The 23,140-nt window shown below is 69.8% G+C and carries 23 protein-coding genes; 10 read left to right on the forward strand and 13 right to left on the reverse strand.

The window, feature by feature from the left end; translation table 11 throughout:
- The coding region (locus RMP06_RS07745; protein WP_310461196.1) for an NAD(P)H-dependent flavin oxidoreductase at positions 1–531 on the forward strand (531 nt) is incomplete at its 5' end.
- A gap of 49 nt (positions 532–580) precedes the next feature.
- Positions 581–883 (forward strand): antibiotic biosynthesis monooxygenase family protein, encoded by a 303-nt coding sequence (locus RMP06_RS07750; RefSeq protein WP_310461197.1) that lies wholly within the window; start codon positions 581–583, stop codon positions 881–883.
- Positions 884–886: 3 nt separating this feature from the next.
- Here the strand turns inward: RMP06_RS07750 and RMP06_RS07755 are convergent, their stop codons facing one another.
- On the reverse strand, positions 887–1,276 hold the full coding sequence (locus RMP06_RS07755; RefSeq protein WP_310461198.1) for a YkvA family protein: 390 nt from the start codon (positions 1,274–1,276) through the stop codon (positions 887–889).
- Positions 1,277–1,417: 141 nt separating this feature from the next.
- On the opposite strand from RMP06_RS07755, the gene fusA reads away from it, so the two are divergent.
- On the forward strand, positions 1,418–3,529 hold the full coding sequence (fusA, locus tag RMP06_RS07760; protein WP_310461199.1) for an elongation factor G: 2,112 nt from the start codon (positions 1,418–1,420) through the stop codon (positions 3,527–3,529).
- Between the two features lie 24 nt (positions 3,530–3,553).
- Here fusA and RMP06_RS07765 read toward each other — a convergent pair whose 3' ends face one another.
- Together RMP06_RS07765 and RMP06_RS07770 are read right to left on the reverse strand one after the other, a co-directional pair.
- The gene (locus tag RMP06_RS07765; RefSeq protein WP_310461200.1) at positions 3,554–5,236 is read right to left on the reverse strand and encodes a hypothetical protein; all 1,683 of its coding nucleotides are present in this window, start codon (positions 5,234–5,236) and stop codon (positions 3,554–3,556) included.
- A 103-nt stretch (positions 5,237–5,339) separates the two neighbouring features.
- Complete coding sequence (locus RMP06_RS07770) at positions 5,340–6,980, reverse strand: magnesium transporter CorA family protein (RefSeq protein WP_310461201.1); 1,641 nt, start codon at positions 6,978–6,980, stop codon at positions 5,340–5,342.
- 131 nt (positions 6,981–7,111) lie between these two features.
- Between RMP06_RS07770 and RMP06_RS07775 the strand changes: the two genes are divergently transcribed.
- A complete protein-coding gene (locus RMP06_RS07775) occupies positions 7,112–8,362 on the forward strand; it encodes a glycosyltransferase (protein ID WP_310461202.1) in 1,251 nt (416 codons plus the stop codon).
- Here RMP06_RS07775 and RMP06_RS07780 read toward each other — a convergent pair.
- Positions 8,289–8,636, reverse strand: a complete 348-nt coding sequence (locus RMP06_RS07780; RefSeq protein ID WP_310461203.1) for a DUF2917 domain-containing protein — start codon at positions 8,634–8,636, stop codon at positions 8,289–8,291. The two genes, RMP06_RS07775 and RMP06_RS07780, sit on opposite strands and share 74 nt — an antisense overlap.
- 152 nt (positions 8,637–8,788) lie before the next feature.
- On the opposite strand from RMP06_RS07780, the gene RMP06_RS07785 reads away from it, so the two are divergent.
- The gene (locus tag RMP06_RS07785; protein WP_310461204.1) at positions 8,789–10,222 is read left to right on the forward strand and encodes an aminotransferase-like domain-containing protein; all 1,434 of its coding nucleotides are present in this window, start codon (positions 8,789–8,791) and stop codon (positions 10,220–10,222) included.
- 9 nt (positions 10,223–10,231) lie between these two features.
- Here the strand turns inward: RMP06_RS07785 and RMP06_RS07790 are convergent, their stop codons facing one another.
- Positions 10,232–10,717: a GNAT family N-acetyltransferase gene (locus tag RMP06_RS07790; protein WP_310461205.1), complete on the reverse strand. Its 486-nt coding sequence runs from the start codon at positions 10,715–10,717 to the stop codon at positions 10,232–10,234.
- On the reverse strand, positions 10,707–10,982 hold the full coding sequence (locus tag RMP06_RS07795; protein ID WP_310461206.1) for a type II toxin-antitoxin system TacA family antitoxin: 276 nt from the start codon (positions 10,980–10,982) through the stop codon (positions 10,707–10,709). The genes RMP06_RS07790 and RMP06_RS07795 overlap by 11 nt, the downstream gene beginning before the upstream one ends.
- Before the next feature lie 82 nt (positions 10,983–11,064).
- Between RMP06_RS07795 and RMP06_RS07800 the strand changes: the two genes are divergently transcribed.
- The gene (locus RMP06_RS07800) at positions 11,065–13,374 is read left to right on the forward strand and encodes a helicase C-terminal domain-containing protein (RefSeq protein ID WP_310461207.1); all 2,310 of its coding nucleotides are present in this window, start codon (positions 11,065–11,067) and stop codon (positions 13,372–13,374) included.
- Here the strand turns inward: RMP06_RS07800 and RMP06_RS07805 are convergent.
- The 5 genes from RMP06_RS07805 to RMP06_RS07825 all read right to left on the reverse strand — a co-directional run bounded on the left by RMP06_RS07805 (position 13,366) and on the right by RMP06_RS07825 (position 17,408).
- Positions 13,366–14,475 (reverse strand): DUF3626 domain-containing protein, encoded by a 1,110-nt coding sequence (locus RMP06_RS07805; RefSeq protein ID WP_310461208.1) that lies wholly within the window; start codon positions 14,473–14,475, stop codon positions 13,366–13,368. The genes RMP06_RS07800 and RMP06_RS07805 overlap by 9 nt on opposite strands.
- A 5-nt stretch (positions 14,476–14,480) precedes the next feature.
- Positions 14,481–15,134: an SGNH/GDSL hydrolase family protein gene (locus RMP06_RS07810; protein ID WP_310461209.1), complete on the reverse strand. Its 654-nt coding sequence runs from the start codon at positions 15,132–15,134 to the stop codon at positions 14,481–14,483.
- Positions 15,135–15,152: 18 nt separating this feature from the next.
- The gene (locus RMP06_RS07815; protein ID WP_310461210.1) at positions 15,153–15,626 is read right to left on the reverse strand and encodes an OsmC family protein; all 474 of its coding nucleotides are present in this window, start codon (positions 15,624–15,626) and stop codon (positions 15,153–15,155) included.
- Between the two features lie 69 nt (positions 15,627–15,695).
- Positions 15,696–16,811, reverse strand: a complete 1,116-nt coding sequence (locus RMP06_RS07820) for a PQQ-dependent sugar dehydrogenase (RefSeq protein WP_310461211.1) — start codon at positions 16,809–16,811, stop codon at positions 15,696–15,698.
- A 27-nt stretch (positions 16,812–16,838) separates the two neighbouring features.
- Positions 16,839–17,408: a restriction endonuclease gene (locus RMP06_RS07825; RefSeq protein WP_310461212.1), complete on the reverse strand. Its 570-nt coding sequence runs from the start codon at positions 17,406–17,408 to the stop codon at positions 16,839–16,841.
- 369 nt (positions 17,409–17,777) lie between these two features.
- Here RMP06_RS07825 and RMP06_RS07835 point away from each other — a divergent pair, with 369 nt between their 5' ends.
- Together RMP06_RS07835 and RMP06_RS07840 are read left to right on the forward strand one after the other, a co-directional pair.
- Positions 17,778–18,467 carry a helix-turn-helix transcriptional regulator gene (locus tag RMP06_RS07835; protein ID WP_310461213.1) on the forward strand — a complete coding sequence of 230 codons (690 nt, stop codon included), beginning with the start codon at positions 17,778–17,780 and terminating at the stop codon, positions 18,465–18,467.
- Between the two features lie 124 nt (positions 18,468–18,591).
- Positions 18,592–19,218, forward strand: a complete 627-nt coding sequence (locus RMP06_RS07840; RefSeq protein ID WP_310461214.1) for a Crp/Fnr family transcriptional regulator — start codon at positions 18,592–18,594, stop codon at positions 19,216–19,218.
- A 3-nt stretch (positions 19,219–19,221) separates the two neighbouring features.
- Here RMP06_RS07840 and RMP06_RS07845 read toward each other — a convergent pair whose 3' ends face one another.
- Positions 19,222–20,151, reverse strand: a complete 930-nt coding sequence (locus tag RMP06_RS07845; protein ID WP_310461215.1) for a M48 family metallopeptidase — start codon at positions 20,149–20,151, stop codon at positions 19,222–19,224.
- 37 nt (positions 20,152–20,188) lie between these two features.
- A complete protein-coding gene (locus tag RMP06_RS07850) occupies positions 20,189–21,841 on the reverse strand; it encodes an AmpG family muropeptide MFS transporter (protein WP_310461216.1) in 1,653 nt (550 codons plus the stop codon).
- Between the two features lie 72 nt (positions 21,842–21,913).
- Between RMP06_RS07850 and RMP06_RS07855 the strand changes: the two genes are divergently transcribed.
- Together RMP06_RS07855 and RMP06_RS07860 are read left to right on the forward strand one after the other, a co-directional pair.
- Positions 21,914–22,405, forward strand: a complete 492-nt coding sequence (locus tag RMP06_RS07855; protein WP_310461217.1) for a flavin reductase family protein — start codon at positions 21,914–21,916, stop codon at positions 22,403–22,405.
- Positions 22,406–22,592: 187 nt separating this feature from the next.
- Complete coding sequence (locus tag RMP06_RS07860; protein ID WP_310461218.1) at positions 22,593–22,910, forward strand: hypothetical protein; 318 nt, start codon at positions 22,593–22,595, stop codon at positions 22,908–22,910.
- Positions 22,911–23,140 lie beyond the last annotated feature (230 nt).

The following is a 23,140-nucleotide window of genomic DNA, read 5'->3' on the forward strand; positions in this document are numbered from 1 at the left end:
GCCCAGGGCGTGGAAGCCGGCGGCCACCGAGGCATGTTCCTGACCGACGACCTCACCACGCAGGTGGGCACATTTGCGCTGCTGCCGCAGATCGTGGCGGCTGTGAGCCTGCCGGTGATCGCAGCCGGCGGCATTGCCGACGCGGCCGGTGTGGCTGCGGCCATGGCGCTGGGCGCGTCTGGCGTGCAGGTGGGCACCGCGTTCATGTGCAGCACGGAGGCCACCACCAGCGCCCTGCACCGCGCCGCGTTGCAAAGCGAGGCCGCGCACCACACGGCCTTGACGCACCTCTTCACCGGCCGCCCCGCGCGCGGCATCGTCAACCGATTCATGGCCGATTTCGGGCCACTGCACAGCGCGGTGCCTCGGTTTCCATTGGCCACGGCGGCTTCTGCACCGCTGCGCGCCGCCGCGGAGGCCCGGGGCAGCAGCGCGTTTTCCCCACTGTGGGCGGGACAGAACGCACGCGGCTGCCGCGCGGTGCCCGCAGCCGAGATCACGCAGAGGCTGGCCGCCGGACTGGGTCGCTGATGGGCAGAATCCAGGCCGGACAACCACCGCCCTGCCCACGGAGCCTGCCATGCACGTCATCATCTTCCGCAACCGCCTGAAACCCGACGCCGTCGCCGACTACACCGACTGGGCCGACCGCATGAGCGCGCTGGCGCGGACCATGCCGGGCTACGTCTCGCACAAGGGCTTCACCGCCGCGGACGGCGAGCGGGTCACGGTCGTCGAGTTCGAGACCGAAGCCGCGGTGCACGGCTGGGCGACCCACCCGGAACACGTCGCCGCGAAGAAGAAGGGCCGCGCCGAGTTCTATGCCGAATACTCGATCCAGATCTGCACTGAGCAGCGCGCGTCCCGCTTCCGGGCCGAGTGAACGTCAGCGCTGTTCCCAGGCGCTCCACCCCCACCACACGACCAGGCCCCACAGCGCGATGACCAGCGCCGCGCCGAACAGGCTGCGCGGCCGGCCCTGTCGGGCCGCGACCCAGGCGTCCGCCTGCTGGCGGCAGTCGGCCAGCACCCCGTCCGGCAGCAGCCGCACCGTCAGCCAGATCAGCCCCGGCAGCAGCAGCACATCGTCCAGGTAGCCCAGCACCGGGATGAAATCCGGGATCAGGTCGATCGGGCTGAGCGCGTAGGCAACGACCAGCCACGCCAATGCGCGGGCCAGCCACGGCGTGCGCGCATCGCGCAGGGAAAACCAGAGGGTCAGGCCGTCGCGCTTGATGCGGGCAGCCCAGGTGCGGGCGGTGTCGAGGAGCTTCATGTTGGCCCCCATGGTCGCACAGGCGGAAACTGGCAGGGACACACGCTTGTTGCGCCCGGTCAATCGGCGTACGCTGGCGTTTCCCACCCACCCAGACAGTGCTTGACCGCTGTCAGCGGCCCGGCGCTGAGGAGACAGACCATGTCAAGCCCAGCCCACGGCGGTACCGTGTCCGGTGTCGCCGTTTCCTCCGCCCCCTCCGCCTCTTCCCCGGTTTCCCACCTCCGCACGCTCGCGCTGGTCGGCCCCGCCGCCGCCGGCAAGACCACCCTCGCCGAAGCCCTGCTGCAGCAGGCGGGCATGGTCGGCGCCGCCGGCAGCGTCGAGCGCGGCAGCACCACCAGCGACTTCGACCCGATCGAGCGCCGCATGCAGCACTCGCTGCACACCAGCGTGCTCCACCTCGACCACCAGGGCCTGCGCATCCACCTGCTCGACACGCCCGGCAGCACCGACTGCCTCGGCCAGTCGCTGCCCGCGCTCGAAGCGGTGGAAACCGCGGCCGTCGTCATCAACGCGGCCACCGGCATCGAGCCGATGGCGGTGCGGATGATGGCGTGGGCCGCCGAGCGGCAGCTCGACCGGATGGTCATCGTCAACCGCATCGACGTGCCCGGCTTCGATGCCGCCGCCCTGCTGGCCGAACTCCAGGCCGCGTTCGGCCGCGAGTGCCTGCCGCTGAACCTGCCCGCCAATGGCGGCCGCGAAGTGGTGGACTGCTGGTTCGCGCCCGAGGCCACGCCGGGGCATGAAGCGGACTGTTCTTCGGTGGCTGCGGCGCACCGGGCGCTGGTCGAGCAGGTGGTCGAGGTGGACGGCGATTTTGTCGAACGCTATCTGGAAGAAGGCGATGTCGATGCCCGCGAGCTGCACGCGCCGCTGGAGCAGGCGCTGCGCGAAGGCCACCTGATCCCGGTCGTGTTCGTCTCGGCCAAGATGGGCACCGGCGTGGCCGCGCTGCTCGACGTGATCGCCCGGCTGCTGCCCGATCCGTCCGAAGGCAATCTGCCCGATTTCTACAAGGGCGAAGGCGCCGCAGCGAAATTGATGCACGCCCGGGTCGATCCGGCCGCGCACGTGCTGGCGCAGGTGTTCAAGGTCACGATCGACCCGTATGTGGGCAAGCTGGGCATCTTCCGCATCCACCAGGGCACGGTGACGCCCAACAGCCTGCTGTACGTGGGCGACGGGCGCAAGCCGTTCAAGGTCGGGCACCTGTTCCTGCTGCAGGGCAAGACACACACCGAGATCCCGAGCGCCGGACCGGGCGACATCGTGGCCGTCGCCAAGGTGGACGAGATCGCCTTCGACGCCGTGCTGCACGACGCCGCCGAGGACGACCACATCCACCTGAAGCCGCTGCCCTTCCCGGTGCCGGTGCACGGACTGGCGCTGAAGCCGAAGCGCCACGGCGACGAGCAGCGCCTGTCGGAAGTGCTCGCCAAGCTGGCAGCCGAGGATCCCTGCCTGCGCGTCGAGCAGGCGGCGAGCACCCACGAGACCGTCGTCTACGGCCTGGGCGAGCTGCACCTGCGGGTGCTGCTGGAGCGGCTGCGCGAGGGCTACCGGGTCGAGGTGGAGACGGCGCCGCCGCGCATCGCCTACCGCGAGACCATCACCGCCCCGGCGCAGGCGCAGTACCGACACAAGAAGCAGAGCGGCGGCGCGGGCCAGTTCGGCGAGGTCCACCTGCAGGTCGAGCCGCTGCCACGGGGCGCGGGCTTCGAGTTCCTGGACGTGGTCAAGGGCGGCGCGATCCCGGGGCAGTTCATCCCCGCGGTGGAAAAGGGCGTGCGGCTGGCGATGGACGCGGGCGTGATCTCCGGGCACCCGGTGGTGGATGTGCGCGTGACGGTGCTCGACGGCAAGCACCACAGCGTGGACAGCAAGGAAATCGCCTTCGTCACCGCGGGGAAGAAGGCCTTCATCCTCGCCATGCGCGAGGCGCAGCCGGTGGTGCTGGAGCCGGTGGTGGACGTGGAGATCTCGGCGCCCGAGGCCATGATCGGCGACATCACCGGCGACCTGGCGGCACGGCGGGGCGAGGTGCGCTCGACGACGCCGCAGATGGGCGGACTGGCCAGCGTGAAGGCCCGGGCGCCGCTGTCGGAGCTGTCGGGCTACCAGTTGCGGCTGAATGCCCTGACCCGCGGCGAGGGGCACTACACGCTGGCGCTGTCGCACCACGATGCGGTGCCGCCCGCGGTGCAGGCGGAGATGGTCAAGGGCTGGCAGCTCCGCGACGAGGACTGAACCGCCGATCAGGCGATCAGGCGGTCAGAAATAGCCCGGCTGGCGGTAACCGCGCGACGTGAGTTCGCCCTGCACCGACACCGACGGCGACACGGGTGCATCGAGTGCGTGCAGCGTGCCCAGCCCTTCCCCGGCGGCCAGCGTGCCGTCGGCATTGGCGTCGAAGAGCGTGGTGGTGGCCGAGCAGGCGGTGGTCGGCGCGTAGGTCAGGCGGCTCGCCGTGGCGACGAACGCGGAGGCGGTGCCGGTGAGCGTGGCGGTCTGCGACTGGAACAGCGCGGCCGGCGTGTGGCGATTGCCCGGACCTGCCCAGTTGCAGACCATGCCCAGCAGGCTGCCGTCGGTGGTGGCCAGGTCGGCGCCGAAGGCGAAGTAGCCCTGCACGGTGCGGGTGTCGGTACCGCTGTCGTAGGTGGTGGTCGCTGCCAATGCGCGGGCGTGGCTGTCGCCGGTGCCAGCCTGCCAGGCGTAGAGGAACTGGCCGGCGCCGGTGCTGCGGTCATAGCTGCCGCCGAAGCGGTCGAAGCTGCCGCGCCAGCCGGTGGACGTGCCGGCGACCACGGCGCTGGCGGGTGCACCCGCGGCGAGTTGCACGGCCGGATCGAGTTCGCCCGCGGCGGTGAAGGACGCCACCTGACCGGCATGGTCGGCATCGGCCAGGTCGGCCGGTGCGCCGCAGTACTGGCCCGAGCGGGCACCGAAGTCGATCTGGTCGGCGAGGCGGCTGTAGCGCACGGTCGTGACGTGGGCGCGCTGGTAGCGGCCACCGCTCATGCGGTCGCTGCAGCCGAAGGCGGCGTCGGTGCCGAGGTCGAAGCCGGTCACGCGCAGCACGCCGCTGTAGGCCGTGGCCGAGGCGCCGGGCCGGTGCTTCAGCACGATCTCGCCGCTGCGGGCGGAGGCGCCGGTGCCCTTGCTGATGGCGAGGCGGTAGGTGTAGGTCTTGCCCAGTGCGTCCAGCGACACCGTCGCCGCATGCACGCTCAGACCGGTGAGCGCCGGCAGTGCGGCCAGCACGGTGGTGAACGGCGCGGTCAGGTCGGTGCGGAAGCCCGCAGCCGGCATGGCCAGCAGACCGCCGGACCCGGCGATCGTCGCGCGCATCGCCGCCATGAGCAGCAGGCCCTGGCGGGTCTCGTGCTTCACGCCGGACGTGCGTTCGTTGAGCTGCGCCACCACGCAGGGCTGGCTGCTGCTGGCGTCGGTCGGCAGCCACAGGCCGAGATCACCGCCGGGCAGCAGGCCGGATTCGGTGCCGCTGCCGTCTTCGTGGTTGGCGTAGAGCATCTGCGGGCCGTAGCAACCGGCGTTGCCCCCCTGCTGGAACAGGTTGCCGAAGCTGACCAGCCCGGCCAGCGACACGGTGGTGTCACCGGCCAGCACCGCTTCGATGCGGGCGGCCATGTCGGTCAGCTCGGCCCGGCCGGCGCCTGCCCCCATTGGTGCCGCGAGGGCGCGGGCGGTGGTGGACGCGGCCGTCGCCGATCCCGCGGTCAGCTCGGTCGGCGAGGCCACCACCAGACCGGTCGGAAAACTCTCGCTGGCCGTGACGCTGGCGCTGGCGGATCCCGGCAGCGTCGGCACCACGGCCAGCACGGCGGACGCCGTCTCGCCGCTGCCACCCCCGCCACAGGCGCTCAGGAGCAGGCAGACGGCCAGCGCCGACCAAGGACGCAAGCGGACGGAAGACAAGGGCGACGACGACATGCAGGGACTCCACTGGACTGGGGCTGTTCATCTGAGCAGCCCGCGTTGCCACTGTCGCCCTTCATCCCAGGGGCTAAAGTCCGAAAAAATGCCCCATCTGCGGTCAATTGCGCGTCCGGTGCCCATCCCGTGCATCGTTCCACCACGCAAGGGCCTTCTCCCGCAGCGTCAGCCGCTCGTCGGAGAGCACATCGAGGAAATCCGACAGCCGCTTGGACTTGACGATGGTGTAGCCCGTGACCACCAGCGACGCCACCAGCGTGCCGACGAAGATCAGCAGGCGCTGCCACAGCGGCGAGTCGGCCTCGGCCAGCAGGTTCATGCCGAGGAAGCCGGTGGAGAGCGTGCCGATCAGCCCGGCGATGGTCACCACCGTCAGCCGCACCACCGTGTTGGCCTGGCGGCGCAGGCTGTCGGTGTCGAGGTAGGTGTTCATCTCGCCGACGCGCTCGCGCACCTCCGGGTAGAGCGTGTTCAGCCCGAGATGGCCGACGCAGAGGTGGTGCAGCGCGCGGGTCTGTACCTGCTCGGAGATCTCGTGGAACCAGTAGCGGTGGGTGAAGCGCAGGAAGGTCTCGAAGTTGCTGCGCACGGCGCGCTTGAAGCGCTTGACCGAGCCGGCGTCGGCGATGCTGAGCGCGTCCAGCGCCACCACCAGCCGGTCCGAGAACATCAGCAGCGCCGCCTTCTGGAAGTGCGCGATCAGGAACAGCAGGAAATGCTGGTGGCGGAACTGCGCGAGCACGCCGCGCTCCCGGTCGGTGAAAAACGCCGCGCCGGCGCTGCCGACCACCACCAGCGCGTGGCCGCAGCTCAGGTAACGCGTGTGCGGCGCCGCGCCACCGCCGCACCAGAAGCGGTCGTAGCAGTAACGCGACTCGAAATCGGCCAGATGCTGCTCGGCAAACGGCAGCAGGGCGTCGCCATCGCCCCGCCCGGACACCAGCCCGAGCCGCACGAAGTCGGCGCGGCTGAGCTGCGTCGGATCGTCCACCGCGAGGTAGCCCATCACCGGCATGCGGTGGTATTCGATCTGGCGGAAGCGCAGCAGACCGGCCGCGTCCTCCTGGTCCGGCACCAGCGGCTGCAGCAGCCAGCGCCAGTGCGCCGCCAGCCGCGGTGCGCGGTGGCGGGCCACGAACGACAGGAAAGCGTCGCGGTCGCCCGCGTCCGAGGCGGACAGCACCTGCCCGTCGGCGCCCAGCCACTCCACCGCCGCAGCGCAGTGCAGCCCGCGGCCCTCGCCATCCCAGCCCGGCGGATAGCCACGGCCGAAGCGGTAGAGCAGCTCCTGCGCCACCGCCAGCGGCAGGTCGTCGGCATGCACCTCGACGTTGAGCATCAGCACGTCGACGTCATAGAAGAAGTAGAGGTCGATGTGCTCCACCCGCAGCTCGACCGGCGCGTCACCCGCCTGCAGCGTCAGTCGCACGCGCTGCACGTCATCGCGGCGCAGCACCTGCATGGAGGACGCGCCCCCCGTGCGGCCACGCCCGCCACGGGCCGTGCCGTCGCCGTAGAGAAAGCGCTGCACATAGGGCAGGAAGGTGACGAACTCGTTGTAGTGGCGCTCGTGGAAGCCGCTGGCCTCGCCGGTGTACTCGTCGATCACTTCGCGCCAGGGCTGGGCGCCACCGGCATCGAGCAGTTGTTCCCAGGGACGGCGCCCGGAGCGGTCGCCCTCGCGGGGCATGAGTTGCAGCGGCCACAGCAGGCTCTGCCGGAAATGTCGGACGGTCGTCATGGCGTCGATTGGAGCGCCCGCCCCGCCCGCTGACCATGCGGATCGCCCCGGTGGTCGGTGCAGATCGCGGCGAAATTCCGGTGATCCTTCCTTTCTTGCCGCTCAGGCACCCGCTGATACTCGCCGTCACCATGCGCCTGCTCTTTGTCCACCAGAATTTCCCCGGCCAGTATGTCCACCTCGCGCCTGCACTGGCGCAGGCCGGCCACGAGGTCCGCGCCCTCATGCTGGAACCCACCGCCCGCGACCTGCCCGGCGTGGCCGGCACGCGCTACAAGGTGCTGCGCGGCAGCACCCCGAACGTCCACCCCTGGGCAGGCGAGTTCGAGACCAAGATCCTGCGCGGCGAAGGGGCCGCCCGTGCTGCGCTAGACCTGCGCAAGAACGGCTTCACGCCGGACGTCATCTGCGTCCATCCCGGCTGGGGCGAGGCGCTGTTCCTGCGCGACATCTGGCCCGGGGCGCGCCAGTTGCACTTCGTCGAGTGGTACTACGGCTGGGAGGGGCACGACGTCACCTTCGACCCCGAGTTCCCGCCCCGCAGCATCGACGCACGCATGCGCATCCGCACCAAGAACACCCACCTGCTGCACGCGCTGATGGACATGGACGGCGGCATCTCGCCGACCGAGTGGCAGCGCTCGACGGTGCCGGAACTCTTTCGATCGAAGGTCGAGGTGGTTCACGACGGCGTGGACACGCAGCTCATCCAGCCGAACGAGGCGGCGGTGTTCGAGTGCGCCGTGCCGGGCCTCGCCACGCGGTTGCGCCTGACGCGCCAGGACCAGGTCATCAGCTTCATCAACCGCAACTTCGAACCCAACCGCGGCTACCACGCCTTCCTGCGCGCACTGCCGGCCCTGCTGGCGCGCTGCCCGCAGGCGCAGGTGGTGCTGGTCGGCAGTGACGGCGTCTCCTACGGCGCGAAATCCGACGACGGCCGCTCCTGGCGCGACCGCTTCCTGGACGAGATCCGCCCGCAGCTCACGCCCGAGCAGCTCGCCCGGCTGCACTTCGTCGGCCGCCTGCCACATGGGCAACTGATCAAGCTCTACCAGGTCACGCGGGCCCATGTCTACCTGACCTACCCGTTTGTGCTGTCCTGGTCGATGCTGGAGGCGATGTCGGCCGGCGCGCTGGTGATCGGCTCGCGCACCGCGCCGGTCGAGGAGATCATCGAGCACGGCCGCAACGGCTGGCTGGTGGACTTCTTCGACCGCGACGGGCTGGCGCGGGCCATGTGCGACGCGTTGCTGGCCCCGCCCAGCGCACATGACGCCCTGCGCAGCAACGCCCGCGAGACCATCGTCAGCCGGTATGACCTGCAACGCGTCTGCCTGCCCAGACAGATGGCGCTGGTGGAGCGACTCGCGCTGGGGTGAGTTCCGGGACTGGGCGCTCCCCGGCATGCCAGACCTGCACCCGGGCGGTTTCCGCACCATCGCACTCGATGACCACCTCGCCCGCACCGCACAGCAGCCAGTCCTCGCCCGCGGCGATGAAATGGTCGCCCGCATCGCCGGACTGCGTCAGCCAGACACGGCCGGACTCGACCAGCACCCGGGTATGGCCGTCGTGCGGCCGGGCCAGCGTCAGCACCGCGCCGGGGCGCAGGCTGAGCGGGGACGAGGGGGTGAAGTGCAGGGTGGTGTCCATGGGTTGCACGTTAGGCGTGCGCGGCAGTTCGCGACAGCCACACCCGTGGACCAATCCAGCCGCCACAGCCCCGGGTTCAGCGGGCCTGTGTCGGTCACCTTGCACGGCATCTGTACCGGTCACCGGCCCTGTGACCCATACAGAATGGGCCCATGGAACACGCCCACGACACCCTGTACCTGCAGATCGCCGAACACATCGCCCACCCGATCCGCTCGGGCACGCTGGCGCGGGGTGAGCGCATTCCATCGGTGCGCGAACTGGCGCGGCAGCAAGGCGTGTCGCTGTCCACCGTCGTGCAGGCCTACCGCACGCTCGAAGACGCCCGGCTGATCGAGGCCCGGCCGCGCTCGGGTTACTTCGTTGCTGCCCGCTCGCCACGGCCACCCGAGCCGGAGCCGTCACGCCCGCCGGCCGATTCGCAGCCGGTCGATGTGAGCTCGCTGGGCGCGCAGGTGATGCAGCTCGCCACCGACCCGAGCTTCATCTCCTTCGGCGCCGCCTGCCCGAGCGGCGAGCTGTTCGCGCAGGACCGCGTGCGCCGCGCCGTCAGCCGCGCCACACAGCGCCACCGCGCGACGCTGTGCCAGTACCCGATCGGCCCCGGCAACGAACAGTTGCGCCGCGCCATCGCCCGCTATGCGATGGGGCTGGGCTGCCAGCTTGACGCGCGCGAGCTGCTCGTCACCAACGGCTGCCTGGAGGCGATCAGCCTGTGCCTGCGCGCCGTGACGCAGCCGGGCGACGTGGTGGCGCTGGAGTCGCCGTCGTACTTCGGTTTCCTGGAAATTCTGGAAAGCATGCACCTGCGCGCGCTGGAGATCCCCACGCATCCGCGCACCGGGCTGTCGCTGGACGCGCTGCAGCTCGCGTTCGACACGCAGCCGGTCAAGGCGGTGCTGGCCGTGCCGACGCTGTCGAACCCGATCGGCGCGTCGATGCCGCTGGCCGAGCGGCGGCGGCTGGCGCAGATGGTGGCCGAGCGCGGCATTCCGCTGATCGAGGACGTGCTCTACAACGACCTCGCCGAGCAGGACGACCGCCGCCGCGCCGTCAAGGCCTTCGACACCACCGGCCACGTGATGATCTGCGGCTCGTTCTCGAAGACGGTGGCGCCCGGCATCCGGCTGGGCTGGGTCGAGGCGGGGCGCTGGGGCGCCCAGGTGCGGCGGCTGAAGGCGGTCCATTCGGGCGGGCACACGGAGCTGCTGGAGCTGGCGATGGCCGACCTGCTCACGCAAGCCGGCAGCGAATCGGCCTACCGCCAGTTGCGGGCCACGATCGCTGCCCGGGTGGACGAGGCGCGCGGCCTGATCGCCGAGAGCTTTCCGCGCGGCACGCGGGTGACGGACCCGGCGGGCGGCTACATCCTGTGGGTCGAACTGCCACCCGGCAGCGACTCGCTCGCACTGTTCCACGCCTGCCTGGCCGAGAAGATCTGCATCGCGCCGGGGACAATGTTCAGCGCGACGGACCGGTACCGGCGCTGCGTCCGGCTGGGCGTGGGCGGGCGCTGGAACGAGGTGCAGCGGCAGGCGCTGCGGCGCATCGGGGCACTGGCGCATGAGGCGCTGGCCCCGCGCTGAAGCGGTGCGTCACCGCCCCAGCGGCAGGTACAGCGTCAACCCCGCATCCCGCAGCGGACTGAATCCGAAACGCAGGGAGAAGGACTTCGCCGCCTCGTCCTTCGCATCGACCAGCAGCGCATGCGCTGCCACCTGCTGCCGCGCCTTCAGGCAGCGATCGACGGCACAACCCAGCAGCATCCGTCCGAGGCCACGCCCTTGTTCATCCGCCCGGCAGGCGAGCCGCCCCATGCGAAAGCAGGGCACCGGGTAACGCGGCAACGACTTGCGCTCGCGGTCGGACAGCCGAGGGGCATCGACCTCGGCGGCACTGAGTGTGTAGTACCCCAGGATGCGCTCGGGCTGCGCCGGATCGGTCAGCACGTAGACCGACGTGACACCCCGACGGCGCTGCTGATCGGCCAGACGGTGGAGGTAGTCATCCAGCGCCGGCACGCCGCACGCGAAACCCTGTCGGTCATGGACGGCGGTGTCCAGCGGCAGGTCATCCAGCACGCCGAACCTCGCGGCGCACCTGGTCCAGCGCGTCCTGCAGCGCGGAGTTGGGGGCGAACGCCGAGTCCAGCGCCTGCGCGAACGCGCTGAAATCGCGCTCGGTCAGCGTCAGCCGCATCTCGCGTTCCAGCAGCGCCTGTGCCTTTTCCTTGGCAGCCGCACGCACGAAACCCGCCATGGTCGTGCCCATCAAGGCGGCGGCCTTGGTCACGAGGGCCTTCTCGTCGGCATCCATCTTGAGATCGAAGCGGGCGGTGGTGGACATGGCAAACTCCTGCACATTGATACGGGATTATGCCGTACCAATGGCATCCCATGAGCCCCCATGAGACCCGGATAATCCCCCGATGCCCGAACCGCACCACCCCCTGCCGCTGACCGTCGCCGTGCGCGCCCTGTGCGCGTTCACCGCCAAGGTGGGCGATCTGGACGTGCGCTTCACCCCGGCGCCGACCGCGGTCGAAGGCATCGAGGGCCATGCCGTGGTCGCGTCCCGGCGCGGCGCGGGCTACCAGAAGGAAGTCAGCCTGTCGGGGCGGCATGGCGAGCTGCTGGTGCGCGGCCGAGCGGATGGCTTCGACCCCGACAAGGGCCGGCTGGAGGAAATCAAGACCCACCGGGGCGCCGGTGCCCTCGCCCGCCAGCCCGCCAACCACCGGGCGCTGCACTGGGCACAGGCGATGGTCTACGGCTGGCTGCTGTGCGAACGCGACGGCCTCGAACAGCTCGAACTTGCGCTCGTCTACTACGACATCGGCAGCCGCCAGGAAACTGTCTTCACGCAGACGCTGGATGCCGAGGCGCTGCGCCGGCACTTCGTCCAGCGTTGCGACGCCTACATCGCCTGGGCGCGGCTCGAACAGGCGCACCGCCGCGCCCGCGACACCGCGCTGACCACGCTGCGCTTCCCGCACGCCGACTTCCGCACCGGCCAGCGCCCGCTCGCCGAGGCGGTCTTCAAGGTCGCCCGCGCCGGCCGCCCGCTGATGGCGCAGGCACCCACCGGCATCGGCAAGACCATCGGCACGGTGTTCCCGCTGCTGCGTGCCCTGCCCGGCCAGCAGATCGACCGCGTGTTCTTCCTCACCGCCAAGACCTCCGGCCGTGCGCTGGCGCTCGACGCGGTGGCGACGCTGCGCCGGGCGGAGCCGGACCTGCCGCTGCGGGCGCTGGAACTGGTCGCCCGCGAGAAAGCCTGTGAACACCCGGACAAGGCGTGCCACGGCGAGTCGTGCCCGCTGGCGGAGGGTTTTTACGACCGCCTGCCTGCGGCGCGCGAAGCGGCGCTGGCCGTGCCGGTCTGGCACCGCGAGGGCGTGCGCGCCGTGGCGCTGGCGCACGGCGTCTGTCCGTACTACCTCGGGCAGGAGCTGGCGCACTGGGCGGATCTGGTCATCGGCGACTACAACCACTTCTTCGACCTGAGCGCCATGCTGCACGCGCTGACGCAGCTCAACGGCTGGCGCGTCGCGCTGCTGCTGGACGAGGCGCACAACCTCGTCGACCGCGCCCGGCTGATGCACACGGGCGAGCTGGACCAGCTCAGCGTGCGTGGCCTGCGCCACACGGTGCCGAAGGCGCTGCACAAGCCGCTCGACAAGCTCAACCGCGTCTGGAAAGCCCTGAACGCCAGCGAGTCGAACGACGGCGCGGACAACGCCTACCGCGTGCTGCCCGCGCTGCCCGACGAGCTGATGACCGCGGTCCAGCAAGCGGCCACCGCCGTCCTAGACCACCTCGCCGAGCACCCGACCACCGTGGACGCGGCCTTGCAGGGTTTCCTGTTCGACGCGCTGCACCTGGCGAAGCTAGCCGAGTCCTTCGGGCCGCATTCGCTGTGCGACCTGACGCCGTCGCGGGACGGGCGGACCTCGGTGCTCTGCCTGCGCAACGTCGTGCCGGCGCCCTTCCTCGGGCCGCGCTGGGCGGTAGCGCACACGGCGACGCTGTTCTCGGCGACGCTGCAGCCGCCGGCCTTCCACCGCGAGCTGCTCGGCCTGCCGGCGCAGACGGCGTGGATCGACGTGGATTCGCCCTTCGAGCGCACGCAGCTGGACATCCACATCGCCCGCGACATCTCGACCCGCTGGCAGCACCGCGATGCCTCGGTCGCGCCGATCGTCACCCTGATCGCCGCGCAGTACGCCGAACGGCCGGGCAACTACCTCGCCTTCTTCAGCAGCTTCGACTACCTCGACCGGGTGGCCGTGGCGTTCGAGGCGGCGCACCTTGACGTGCCGGTATGGAAGCAGTCGCGCCGCATGAGCGAGCCGGAGCAGGCGGCGTTTCTCGCCCGGTTCGCGGCGGGCGGGCGCGGCGTGGGCTTCGCGGTGCTGGGCGGCGCGTTCGCGGAAGGCATCGACCTGCCCGGCGACCGGCTGATCGGCGCGTTCATCGCCACCCTCGGCCTGCCGCAGGTCAACCCGGTGAACGAGCAGATCCGCCGCCGCCTCGACACGCTGGTGAGCCGCGACACGGGCAGCGGGTTCGACTGCGCCTACCTGTTCCCCGGCGTGCAGAAGGTGGTGCAGGCGGCCGGCCGGGTGATCCGCACGCCGCAGGACCGCGGCGTCGTCCACCTGATCGACGACCGGTTCGCGGGGGCGCAGGTGCAGGGACTGATGCCGCGGTGGTGGGGGCTGGGTGGCTCAGACTGACGCGGCGGTGCCGTGGTGGACCAGCACATGCCAGAGCTGCTTGAGGTGCTGCCGCGTTTCGGTCTGGTCGGGCTGGTGGGGAAGCGATCGTTCGGCCGTGCCGATCACCGCCGCGTCCAGCACGCCATCCGGCCCCGCGATGCGCCGTGCAAGCGCAGGCATTGCCGGTCCCCGGAAATCCGCCGGCACGGCAGACGCCGCGAGCCGAAAGCCGCCGTGCCGCCGCCGAACCAGGCCATGCCGCTGGCAGAGTTCGTCCAGCAGCACCCCGGTCGGGGTGGCGTCGAAGGCCGGGTCGGTCACCAGGGCCTCGACATCGCGGCCCAGCAGGATCGGGCCGTGGACCTGGGCCTCGATGCCGCTGTCGAGCACACGGCCTGGTGTGGATGCGCATGTTTGATCTGTGGGACATGACAACCGTTCCACCAATCCCGCCACGGTCAAGCCGGGAACCCCCAGCGTCGACGCCTGCCACGGCGGCCAGGGCACGCGGGCACCTTCACCTTGGGCAATCTCCTCCAGCAGCGCAGCCATCACGCTGTCGAGCACCACCCGATCGCCGATCCACTCGGCAGCCAGCGCCTGTTCGCTGCCCGCGAAGGTGAACGTGGCGCGTTGCAGCACCTGCGGTCGCAGCACGAGGTAGCACGAACCGAAACGCGGCGCCGGGCCATCCGGGTGGTCGATCAGTGCCAATGCGCCGTAACACGGACGCTCGACAGCGGACACGCCGGGAACCTGGTAGGCGCCGCCGAACAAGGCACGTTCCCACTCGTCTCGCTCGCCGCCCGCATGCGCCGTGCGGCTGCCACTCGACAGACCCGTCTCGAACTGGCTGCGGTACTTCCCGTCCGCCAGCAGCCCTTGCGCCACCAGGCGGTCTTGTCGGTCCAGCCGGTCGGGATGGAAATGGACGCAGACCCGGGCACGACCGTGTTCACCCAGCTGGTGCATCGCGTCGTCCCACTGCTGGATCGAGCACCCTGCGGGGTGCAGCCGCGCCTCGATGCGGGCCCGTGCGCGGGCTTGCTGCGCCAGCGCTTGCCTGCGGACGTGCACCAGCGCGGCCTGCTGCGCGGTGGACAGCGCGCCCAGCAGCATCCTGGTCAGCCCGCCAGCGCCCGCACTGCGTCGGCGATGACCACGCCGAGCCGCGTGTGGGCCGCCGCGTCGAGGTGAATGCCCTCCTCCGTGCTGACGGCGATGTGCTCGCCCGCGTCGAGGAAGGCCACCCCACGCTGCGCCGCCACCGCCCGCATCGCCGTCGCCAGTCCGCGCGCCTTGGCCGCCCCGCCGCTGAACATGTCGGCCAGCACGCCGTGTTCCTCGATCGGCGGCGGGCAGACCAGCAGCACGCGCACCCGCGCCGCACCCGGCCGGGTGTTTTCCAGCACGGTGTCGATCAGGGCGTGGGCGCCTTCAGCGATCTGCTCGGCGCTGGCGCCGAAGCGGGCCTTGAGGTCGTTGGTGCCGAGCAGGAAGACCACCACGTCGAGTGGCCGGTGCGCCTGCAGGCTGGCCGGCAGGGTGCGCAGCGCGTTGCGGTCGGCGCCCTCGACCGGATCGTCACGGCCGATGGTGCGGCCCGGCAGGCCGTCCTCGATGACGTGCCAGTCAGGGCCGAGCGCGGTTTGCAGCACACCGGGCCAGCGTTCGCTGCGGCCGAGACGGCGCGCGTCGTCGCGGGAGCGCATCGGCTGGGTGCCGTGGGTGTTGGAGTCGCCGAAGCAGAGGAGCGTGCGAAGGGAAGCGGGAGTCATGTGCGCAGTTTGACGATTTCAAGAATCCACATGGACCGGCTCGCAGCGCACCTCGGTCTTCACCGAGTTCGCGATGAAGCATTCTTCATGGGCCTCATGGTGCATCTGGTCAATCTGCTCGTGCGTCGGGCGGTGTTCGCCCGAGAAGAGGACTTCGGGCCGCAACGTGACCACGGACATGGCCATCTTTGCTTCGGTATTCCTGCGCATCACGCCGACGGCCGAATCGGAATAACGGTCGACGCAGAACTTCCGCCTGGCTGCAATCGAAAGGAACCAGAGCATGTGGCAACTCGACAGCGATGCGACAAATGCCTCTTCCGGATCGACGGCCGAGGCATCGGACATCGGAAGCGGCACCACATGTGGCGACGAGGAGCCCGGAACGTCCATCCCACCGTCGAATCGGAGGATGTGTCTGCGGCTGTATCGATTGCCAAGGAAATCTTGTTCGCCACGAAGCCAGATGATCTCTGCCGTGTACTCAGCCATGGTCTTGTCCCGTGTCCGTGATGGGGTGAACAGGATTCGACGCTTTTTCCAATCGTCATGCAACAGTTCTCAAGGCAGCAAGCGCAGCACCTGCCCGCCGGCACCATCGGTCAGCAGATAAAGCCAGCCATCCGGCCCCTGCCGCACGTCGCGGATGCGGGCCTGGCCTTCCAGCAGGCGCTGCTCGGCGGTGATGCGCCGACCGTCCACCGTCAGCCGCACCAGTGCCTGGCCGCGCAAGGCCCCGATGAACAGGCTGCCTTTCCACTCGGGCTGGCGGGCCTGGTACCGGTCGCTGCTCAGAAAGGCCATGCCGCTGGGCGCGATGGACGTGGGCACCCAGTGGTGCAGCGGTGGCTCGAAGCCGGCCTTGGGCCCGGTTTCACCGATGCGCGTGCCCACGCCATAGTTGCGGCCGTAGGTCACCAGCGGCCAGCCATAGTTGCGCCCGGCCTCGACCACATTGATCTCGTCGCCCCCCTGCGGCCCGTGTTCGCTGGCCCACAGATCGCCCGTCACCGGGTGCAGCGCCGCGCCCTGGATGTTGCGGTGGCCCAGGCTGAACACCTCGGGCGCCGCACCCGAGCGCCCGACGAAGGGGTTGTCCGTTGGCGCCCGGCCGTCCGTGGTGAGGCGCACCACCTTGCCGATGTGGTTGCCCGGGTTCTGCGCCTCGTCCTTGCCGCTGAAGCGGTCACCCAGCCCGACCAGCAAGTGGCCCTGGCGGTCGACCACGATGCGCGAGCCGCAGTGGCTGCCGCTGTCCATCTTGGGTTTCTGGCTGAACAGGGTGCGCACCTCGCGCAGTTGGTCGTCCACCAGACGCGCGCTGCCCACGGCCGTGCTGTTGCCTCCCGGACCGGGCTCGGCAAAGGTGAAGAACAGGCGGCGGTTCTCGCTGAACTGCGGGTCGAGCACGACATCCAGCAAGCCACACTGCCCGGTTGCCGCCACCGCGGGCAAGCCGGCCAGCGGCGCCGACAGGCGGCCGTCCGGGGTGGCGATGCGGAGCTGCCCCGCCTTTTCGGTGATGAGCATCCGCCCGTCCGGCAGGAAGGCCATCGCCCATGGGTCCGTCAGACCGCGCACCACCACGGCGGTGCCAGCCGGTGCGGCGGGCGCTTGCGCGAAGCTGGGGACGCTGGCGGTCAGCAGGGCAACCGAGAGGAACAGGTGCATGCGCATGGGGCGGGGTTCCAAGGGTTCAATCGTTCACGCGTTCAACGGAATGCCGCGCAGGATCTGCGCCAGCTCGGCCGATTGCCACAGGGTGATGTTGTGCTCGCGGACAAAGGGACGGGTGTTCTCGGTGAACTCGCCCAGGGCGATGCACAACGCCTCCTGCGCATCGGCCGCCTCGCGCGCCGCCTGCAGTTCGCGCAGCGGCTCCAGCCCGATGCGCGCGGCCTTCCAGCGGCGCGCATTCACCAGTGTCGTGCGGCCCTGGCGCTGCAGCACGAAGTCCACCCCCGGCGCCGCACCGCGCTGCACCTGGTAGCCGTCGCGCTGGAACGCGGCGTCCAGGGCGCCGGCGAAGGCTGGCCACGGCATGGCGCTCACCGTCTGCAGGGTCTGCGCCACCTGGGCCGCGCTGGGCTGGCCCCATTGGCGGCGTGCGGCCAGGATGCCGATGACGAAGAACGGAAACCCCGACACGGCACCCGCCACGCGGAACTCCTGCGGCAGTGCGGCTGCGGCCACCAGCCCGATGGCAGTACCGATCGCCAGGCTCACCCACCAGGGGGAGCGCAGCAGGACCGCGAACAGCGACTTCTCAGCCATTTTCAGTTTCAAGCGACATCTCCAGACAGGACCAGACCGAACGCACAGTCTACGGGGTCACCATGGACAATCTCCCCCCATGCTGCGCGACCACACCCACCCCGTCACCGCCTTCGCCCAGAACTGCTCCACCGTCCGGGATGACCAGACCCGGCAAGCCGCCGTCATCGACCCGGGGGCACCTGAACAGCACAGAAATTCCCCGGGAAGAGGCCACCACAGTCGGTAACGCCTGTAACCTGTGATCTGGCAATAGATCACGCTATACAGGTGCAAAAACCAGACTTTCGGACCGTGACAGCGCGATAACGTAGGTCTTTCGACGCTGGTGGGTTCGGGGGATTCACAGGGTCGATCAGGAGTAACGCCATGCTGACTGCTTCCTCTCCCTTGGCCCGTGAACGTTTCGACCGGCCCCATGCCGATGCAGGAACGCCACCGCTGGCGCACAGTGCACAGTGGCTGCTGCACATGCTGACCGGTGCCATGGACGAGCTGGACTACGGCATGCTCATCCTCGACGCCGTTGGCCATCTGATGCAGGCCAACCAGATGGGTTACCAGCACTGCACCTCGGCGCACAGCTCCTGCCGGCTGCAGGACGGCCAGTTGCACACCCGCAGCAATGCCGACGACCCCTTGCTGCAGCGCGCCTTGAGCCTGGCCGCCGCCGGTCGCCGCAGCCTGCTCAAGCTCGGCGAAGGCTCGCACATGGAAACGGTGGCCATCGTGCCGCTGAGCAGCCCGCTGGGCGGCCGTACCGAGGGCGCGATCCTGCTCGTCTTTGGCAAGCAGCAGGTCTGCGAGGCCCTGAGCGTCGAGCACTTCGCCCGCGTGCACAACCTCACCCACGCCGAAGGCATGGTGCTCACCGCCCTGTGCACCGGCGACGATCCCAGCGCGATCGCTCGCCGGTTCGGCGTGGCCGTCTCGACCGTGCGCACCCAGATCGCCAGCGTGCGCCAGAAGACCCAGGCCGCCAGCATCCGCGACCTGGTGCGGCAGGTGGCGATGCTGCCGCCGATCGTCTCGGTGCTCGGTCACGAAGCAGCCCACTGACGGCCAACCGTGCTGTCCGGTCACTGCGTCGATCGAGGCGCTCTATTGCGGTTTTCTCTGGCTCGTCCTATCGTGAAGGACGATGCCCAGAACAACTCGAACAACCAGCGCCTCGGAAACTCCCTTGGATGAGCTGAAGCTGTCGCCCGCCCTGACCGCACTGGCCCGGCAGGCGGTGCCGCGGCGCTACCGCAAGGGCGTGATCCTGATCCAGGAAGGCGAGTTCGGCGACACGCTCTACATCGTGCTCTCGGGCCGGGTCAAGGTCTTCTCGCTCGGGCCGAACGACCGCGAGATCACCTTCGGCCTCTACGGCGTCGGCGAGTTCGTCGGCGAGATGAGCCTGGACGGCGGCCCGCGCGCGGCCAGCGTGATCACGGTCGAGCCGACCACCTGCGTCGTCATCACCCGCACGACGCTGCTCGACCACATCGCGCAGTACCCGGAGTTCGCGTTCGAGTTGCTCGCCAAGGTCATCACCCGCGCCCGCACCGCCACGCGCGACGCCCGCAACATGGCGCTGATGGACAGCTACGGGCGGCTGGTCGCGCTGATCGACGATCTGGCCGTGCCGCAGGAAGACGGCACGCGCCGCCTTGTCAGCCGCGTCACCCACGCCGAGATCGCCAGCCGCATCGGCTGCTCGCGCGAGATGGTCAGCCGGCTGCTCAAGGACCTGGAGCGCGGTGGCTACACCAGCACCATCGGCCGCGGCCTGCACATCCTCAAGCCGCTGCCCAGCCGCTGGTGAGACTCAACCCGCAGAGCCGCGCAGCGGCGGCGGGCCGAATACACGCGGCGGCCGGGCAGCGCGGGCATACAGCGCCTCGACCTTCGGCAGATTTGCCTCGATGTCCTGGATGCGGGTGCTGCTGGACGGGTGGGTGGAGAGGAACTGCGGCGGCGCGCCCTTGCTCGCCTCGGCCATCTTCTGCCACAGCGACACACCGGCCCGCGGGTTGTACCCCGCCCGCGCTGCCAGCTCCATGCCGACCAGATCGGCCTCGGACTCGTCATCGCGGCCGTACTTGAGCGTCAGCAACTGCCCGCCGATGTCCGCCGCCGAACGCGCCAGCCCGCCCAGCCCGAAGATCGCCGCGCCCAGCTCGATCGCGCCGCGGGTCGCCGTCTGCTTGCCCATGCGCTCGCGGGCGTGTTCGCGCAGGGCGTGGGCCATCTCGTGGCCCATGATCATCGCGACCTCGTCGTCGCTGAGCTGCAGCGTCTGCAGGATGCCCAGGTAGAACGCGATCTTGCCGCCCGGCATGCAGAACGCATTCAACTCCTTGCTGCCGATCAGGCTGACCTGCCAGCTCCAGTTGCGGGCCCGCTCGTTCCACTCGTAGGTGTACGGGATCAGCCGGTCGGCAATGGCCTGCAGGCGCTGCTGCTGCGGATGGTTCGCCGGGGCCAGCGCGTGCTTGCTGTTGGCCTCCTGGCGCAGTTGCAGGTACTGCTGCTGCGCGGCGGACTCGACCTGCTCGGCCGACACCAGCTTGGTGAACTTGGAGTTGCCCCCCACCTCCACGCCATCGCGGGCCAGCGCCGGAAACGCCGCCGTCGCGGCAGCGCCGGCCAGCAGACCGGTGAACAGCCGCCGGCCATGCAGCGCACAGCCGCAGCCCTGCCGGTGCAGATCGATGCGGGTGGTGAGGGTGGCGTTTTCGACAAGATCCTGGCGCATGGTGGTAAGCATCAAAGTTGAAAGAACTCGACCGGATTCAGTCGTCGAGAGCGACCGTGGACGGATCGACCTCCAGCGCCTGCACCGTTGCGCGCAAGCCCCAGAGCATCCATAACGCCGGCAGCGCCGCGACCGTGGACACGATGAAAAACGCCGGCCAGCCGATCGACTCCGCCAGCACTCCCGCCAGCGGCCCGACCCAGACCCGCCCGACCGAGGCAAACGCGGACAAGAGCGCGTACTGCGTCGCCGAGAACCGCTGGCTGGTCAGGCTCATCAGGAAGGCGACAAACGCCGCCGTGCCCATGCCGCCCGAGAGGTTCTCGAAGGCAATCACCATCAGCAGCCCACCATCGACCGGTGTGGCCTGCGCCAGCCGGAGGATGCCCCAGTCGAAGGCCGGCACCGTCAGCCCGGGCAGCACGCCCTTGCCGTTGACCGCCAGCCACCAGAAGCCCAGGTTGCTCACCATCTGCAGCACCCCGAACAACAGCAGCGCCCGCCACAGCCCCAGCCGCATCATCAGCGCCCCGCCCAGCAACGCCCCGCCGATGGTCAGCCACAACCCGATCACCTTGTTGACCACGCCCACCTCGGCCGAGCCATAGGCCATCGCCTTGAGCAGGAACGGCGTCATCAGCGAGCCGGCGAAGGCGTCGCCCAGCTTGTAGAGCACGATGAAGCCGAGAAACGCCCAAGCCCCCGGCTGGTTGAAATAGCTCTGCAGCCCGCCCAGCAGCGTGTCGAAGCGCGCCTTGCGCGCCGCCCACGCCGCCAGCGGCAGCGTCACGCCGATGCCCAGCACGAGGCCCAGCAGATCCACCCAGCGTTGCCGCAGTGGCGCCGGCAGCGTGGTGTGCTCCAGCAGCGGCTGCAGCAGCGCGCTCGCCACCGCGCCCAGCACCTTGTCCGTCAGCACATAGCCCGCCGCCACCGCCGCCAGCACCGCGGCAAAGCCGATCAGGTCGTTGCGCGCCACGCTCTCGGGCCGCACCGTCACCTTCAACCGCGGCATCGCCACTGCAGACACCACGGCCGCGCCCACCATCAGCGCCGCCATCAGCCGATACACCTCCGGCCACGTCCAGCCCGCGCCGCTGCCCACCGCCGCGCCCGCCGCCACATTGGCCGGATCGGTCCAGATCAGCGCCACGCCGCCCGACAGGATCATCGCCAGCCGATACCCCAGCACCGCCAGCGACGAGCCCAGCCCGCGCTCGGCAGCGGGCAGCACATCGGTGCGGTAGGCGTCGATCACGACATCCTGCGAGGCCGACAAGAAGGACACCGCCACCGCCAGCAGCGCAAACGCCTGCATCGAAGTCTTGGGCGAGGTGTCCGCCATCAACACCAGCACGCCCGCCAGCGCGAGCTGCGTCAGCACCAGCCAGCCCTTGCGGCGCCCGAGGAAGGGCGGATCGAACCGGTCCATCAGCGGCGCCCACAGGAACTTGAAGGTGTACGGCAGCCCGACCAGGCTCAGGAAGCCGATCGTCGCCACGTCCACCCCTTCGAGGCTCAGCCACGCCTGCATCGCCTGCCCGGTGAGCGCCAGCGGCAGCCCCGACGCGAACCCCAGCACCAGCACCGCCGCCAGACGCCACCAGCGCAGCAGCCACGCCGCAGCAGAAGAGCGGCCCAACGGTGGGTGGGACAGCGGCGGGGCAGCGGAGGGAATGGGTTGGGCCATGGGGGGATTCTAGAAGCCGGGATTGCCGCCTTGGCGCCGCGGCACTGCGGGTATTCGCGGACAATCCGGCCCATGCACGCCTCCCCTTTCACCCGGCAGGATTTCCGCGCGGCGCTCGGCCTGTTCGCCACCGGTGTCACCATCGTCACCGCCCGCGCCGCCGACGGCACCCCGGTGGGGCTGACGGCCAACTCCTTCAACTCCGTCTCGATGTCGCCGCCGCTGGTCTTGTGGAGCTTGTCGCTGCAGGCAGGGTCGATGGCCGCGTTCGCCACCGGCTCGCACTACGCCATCCACATCCTCGCCGCCGACCAGCGCGCCCTGGCCGAGCGTTTCGCCACCCGCGGCGCCGACCGCTTCGCCGGACTCGACTGGCACGAGGGCACGGGCGGCGTGCCGCTGATCGACGGTGCGGCCGCGGTCCTCGAATGCCACAACCGCAGCCGCTACGAGGAAGGCGACCACGTCATCTTCGTCGGCGAGGTGGAGCAGTGTCGCTACCGCGCCGACGCCTCGCCGCTGATCTTCCACGGCGGGCGTTTCTACACGGAACTGCCCCTTTGAGACCGTGAGACCGCGCCAGCGGGTATCCGCCGCGGTACCGTGGATTGCCAACAGTTGCCGAATTGTTCAAATTCGCCTTTGGGTACTATTCACACCCTTCAATCGGGGGAGATAGGATGCGGGCCAGACAGCAGTATTGCCTTGACAGATGGCAATACCTCGCCATGAACTGCACAACAATAAATTTATGTCAACCACCATTGACCCCCTTGAATACGGGGGTGAAACTCCGGCCACACCCGTGGTGCATGTGCACCGAAAACTCTCCAAGGTGCCCCCGGTCGCACCCGGCCTGATTGGCAACCGCTCGATTTCGTGCAGCCTGTGCCAACGCAAGGTGCTCTCCAGCCTGCTGCTCGCACACAAGCAGGAAGCCCACGGTGACAGTGTGTACAGCCGTACCGCCACCGGCCGCCCCAAAAGCATCTGGTTCCGCCCGCCGCCCACGACGCGGGCTCCCGCGTGGCGCCGGCCAGCGGCACTGCGGCCGGTCTTCAGCCGCTGAATCCACCGCCGCAGGCACCCGGAATTACTGCGTTTCCGGCCGGAAATATCCGCCGCCATACTCCGCAGAGCCAGTCATTTCAGGTGTCGCGGGGCTTTGTTGCATAACCCAGCCGAGGCTGAGTTTCCCCTGACCCCAGACGGAGTTACGCCACAGCCCGCGTCACCGGGGTGCCCAAGTGGGTGAAGCGGTTGAGCACTGCGGCCCGCACCTGCAACTCCACCACCTGC

Origin of the sequence: Sphaerotilus sp. (assembly GCF_031429695.1) — a bacterium.
Taxonomy (GTDB): Bacteria; Pseudomonadota; Gammaproteobacteria; order Burkholderiales; family Burkholderiaceae_C; genus Sphaerotilus.

Coding starts and splice junctions, on each gene's coding strand:
- RMP06_RS07820 (WP_310461211.1), bottom strand. CDS start 16,811: ATGCGCATGCACCTGTTCCTCTCGGTTGCCCTGCTGACCGCCAGCGTC.
- RMP06_RS07850 (WP_310461216.1), bottom strand. CDS start 21,841: ATGGCCCAACCCATTCCCTCCGCTGCCCCGCCGCTGTCCCACCCACCG.
- RMP06_RS07750 (WP_310461197.1), top strand. CDS start 581: ATGCACGTCATCATCTTCCGCAACCGCCTGAAACCCGACGCCGTCGCC.
- RMP06_RS07810 (WP_310461209.1), bottom strand. CDS start 15,134: ATGACTCCCGCTTCCCTTCGCACGCTCCTCTGCTTCGGCGACTCCAAC.
- RMP06_RS07780 (WP_310461203.1), bottom strand. CDS start 8,636: ATGGACACCACCCTGCACTTCACCCCCTCGTCCCCGCTCAGCCTGCGC.
- RMP06_RS07785 (WP_310461204.1), top strand. CDS start 8,789: ATGGAACACGCCCACGACACCCTGTACCTGCAGATCGCCGAACACATC.
- RMP06_RS07825 (WP_310461212.1), bottom strand. CDS start 17,408: ATGGCTGAGAAGTCGCTGTTCGCGGTCCTGCTGCGCTCCCCCTGGTGG.
- RMP06_RS07770 (WP_310461201.1), bottom strand. CDS start 6,980: ATGACGACCGTCCGACATTTCCGGCAGAGCCTGCTGTGGCCGCTGCAA.
- RMP06_RS07845 (WP_310461215.1), bottom strand. CDS start 20,151: ATGCGCCAGGATCTTGTCGAAAACGCCACCCTCACCACCCGCATCGAT.
- RMP06_RS07795 (WP_310461206.1), bottom strand. CDS start 10,982: ATGTCCACCACCGCCCGCTTCGATCTCAAGATGGATGCCGACGAGAAG.
- fusA (WP_310461199.1), top strand. CDS start 1,418: ATGTCAAGCCCAGCCCACGGCGGTACCGTGTCCGGTGTCGCCGTTTCC.
- RMP06_RS07855 (WP_310461217.1), top strand. CDS start 21,914: ATGCACGCCTCCCCTTTCACCCGGCAGGATTTCCGCGCGGCGCTCGGC.
- RMP06_RS07765 (WP_310461200.1), bottom strand. CDS start 5,236: ATGTCGTCGTCGCCCTTGTCTTCCGTCCGCTTGCGTCCTTGGTCGGCG.
- RMP06_RS07860 (WP_310461218.1), top strand. CDS start 22,593: ATGTCAACCACCATTGACCCCCTTGAATACGGGGGTGAAACTCCGGCC.
- RMP06_RS07800 (WP_310461207.1), top strand. CDS start 11,065: ATGCCCGAACCGCACCACCCCCTGCCGCTGACCGTCGCCGTGCGCGCC.
- RMP06_RS07775 (WP_310461202.1), top strand. CDS start 7,112: ATGCGCCTGCTCTTTGTCCACCAGAATTTCCCCGGCCAGTATGTCCAC.
- RMP06_RS07805 (WP_310461208.1), bottom strand. CDS start 14,475: ATGCTGCTGGGCGCGCTGTCCACCGCGCAGCAGGCCGCGCTGGTGCAC.
- RMP06_RS07755 (WP_310461198.1), bottom strand. CDS start 1,276: ATGAAGCTCCTCGACACCGCCCGCACCTGGGCTGCCCGCATCAAGCGC.
- RMP06_RS07835 (WP_310461213.1), top strand. CDS start 17,778: ATGCTGACTGCTTCCTCTCCCTTGGCCCGTGAACGTTTCGACCGGCCC.
- RMP06_RS07815 (WP_310461210.1), bottom strand. CDS start 15,626: ATGGCTGAGTACACGGCAGAGATCATCTGGCTTCGTGGCGAACAAGAT.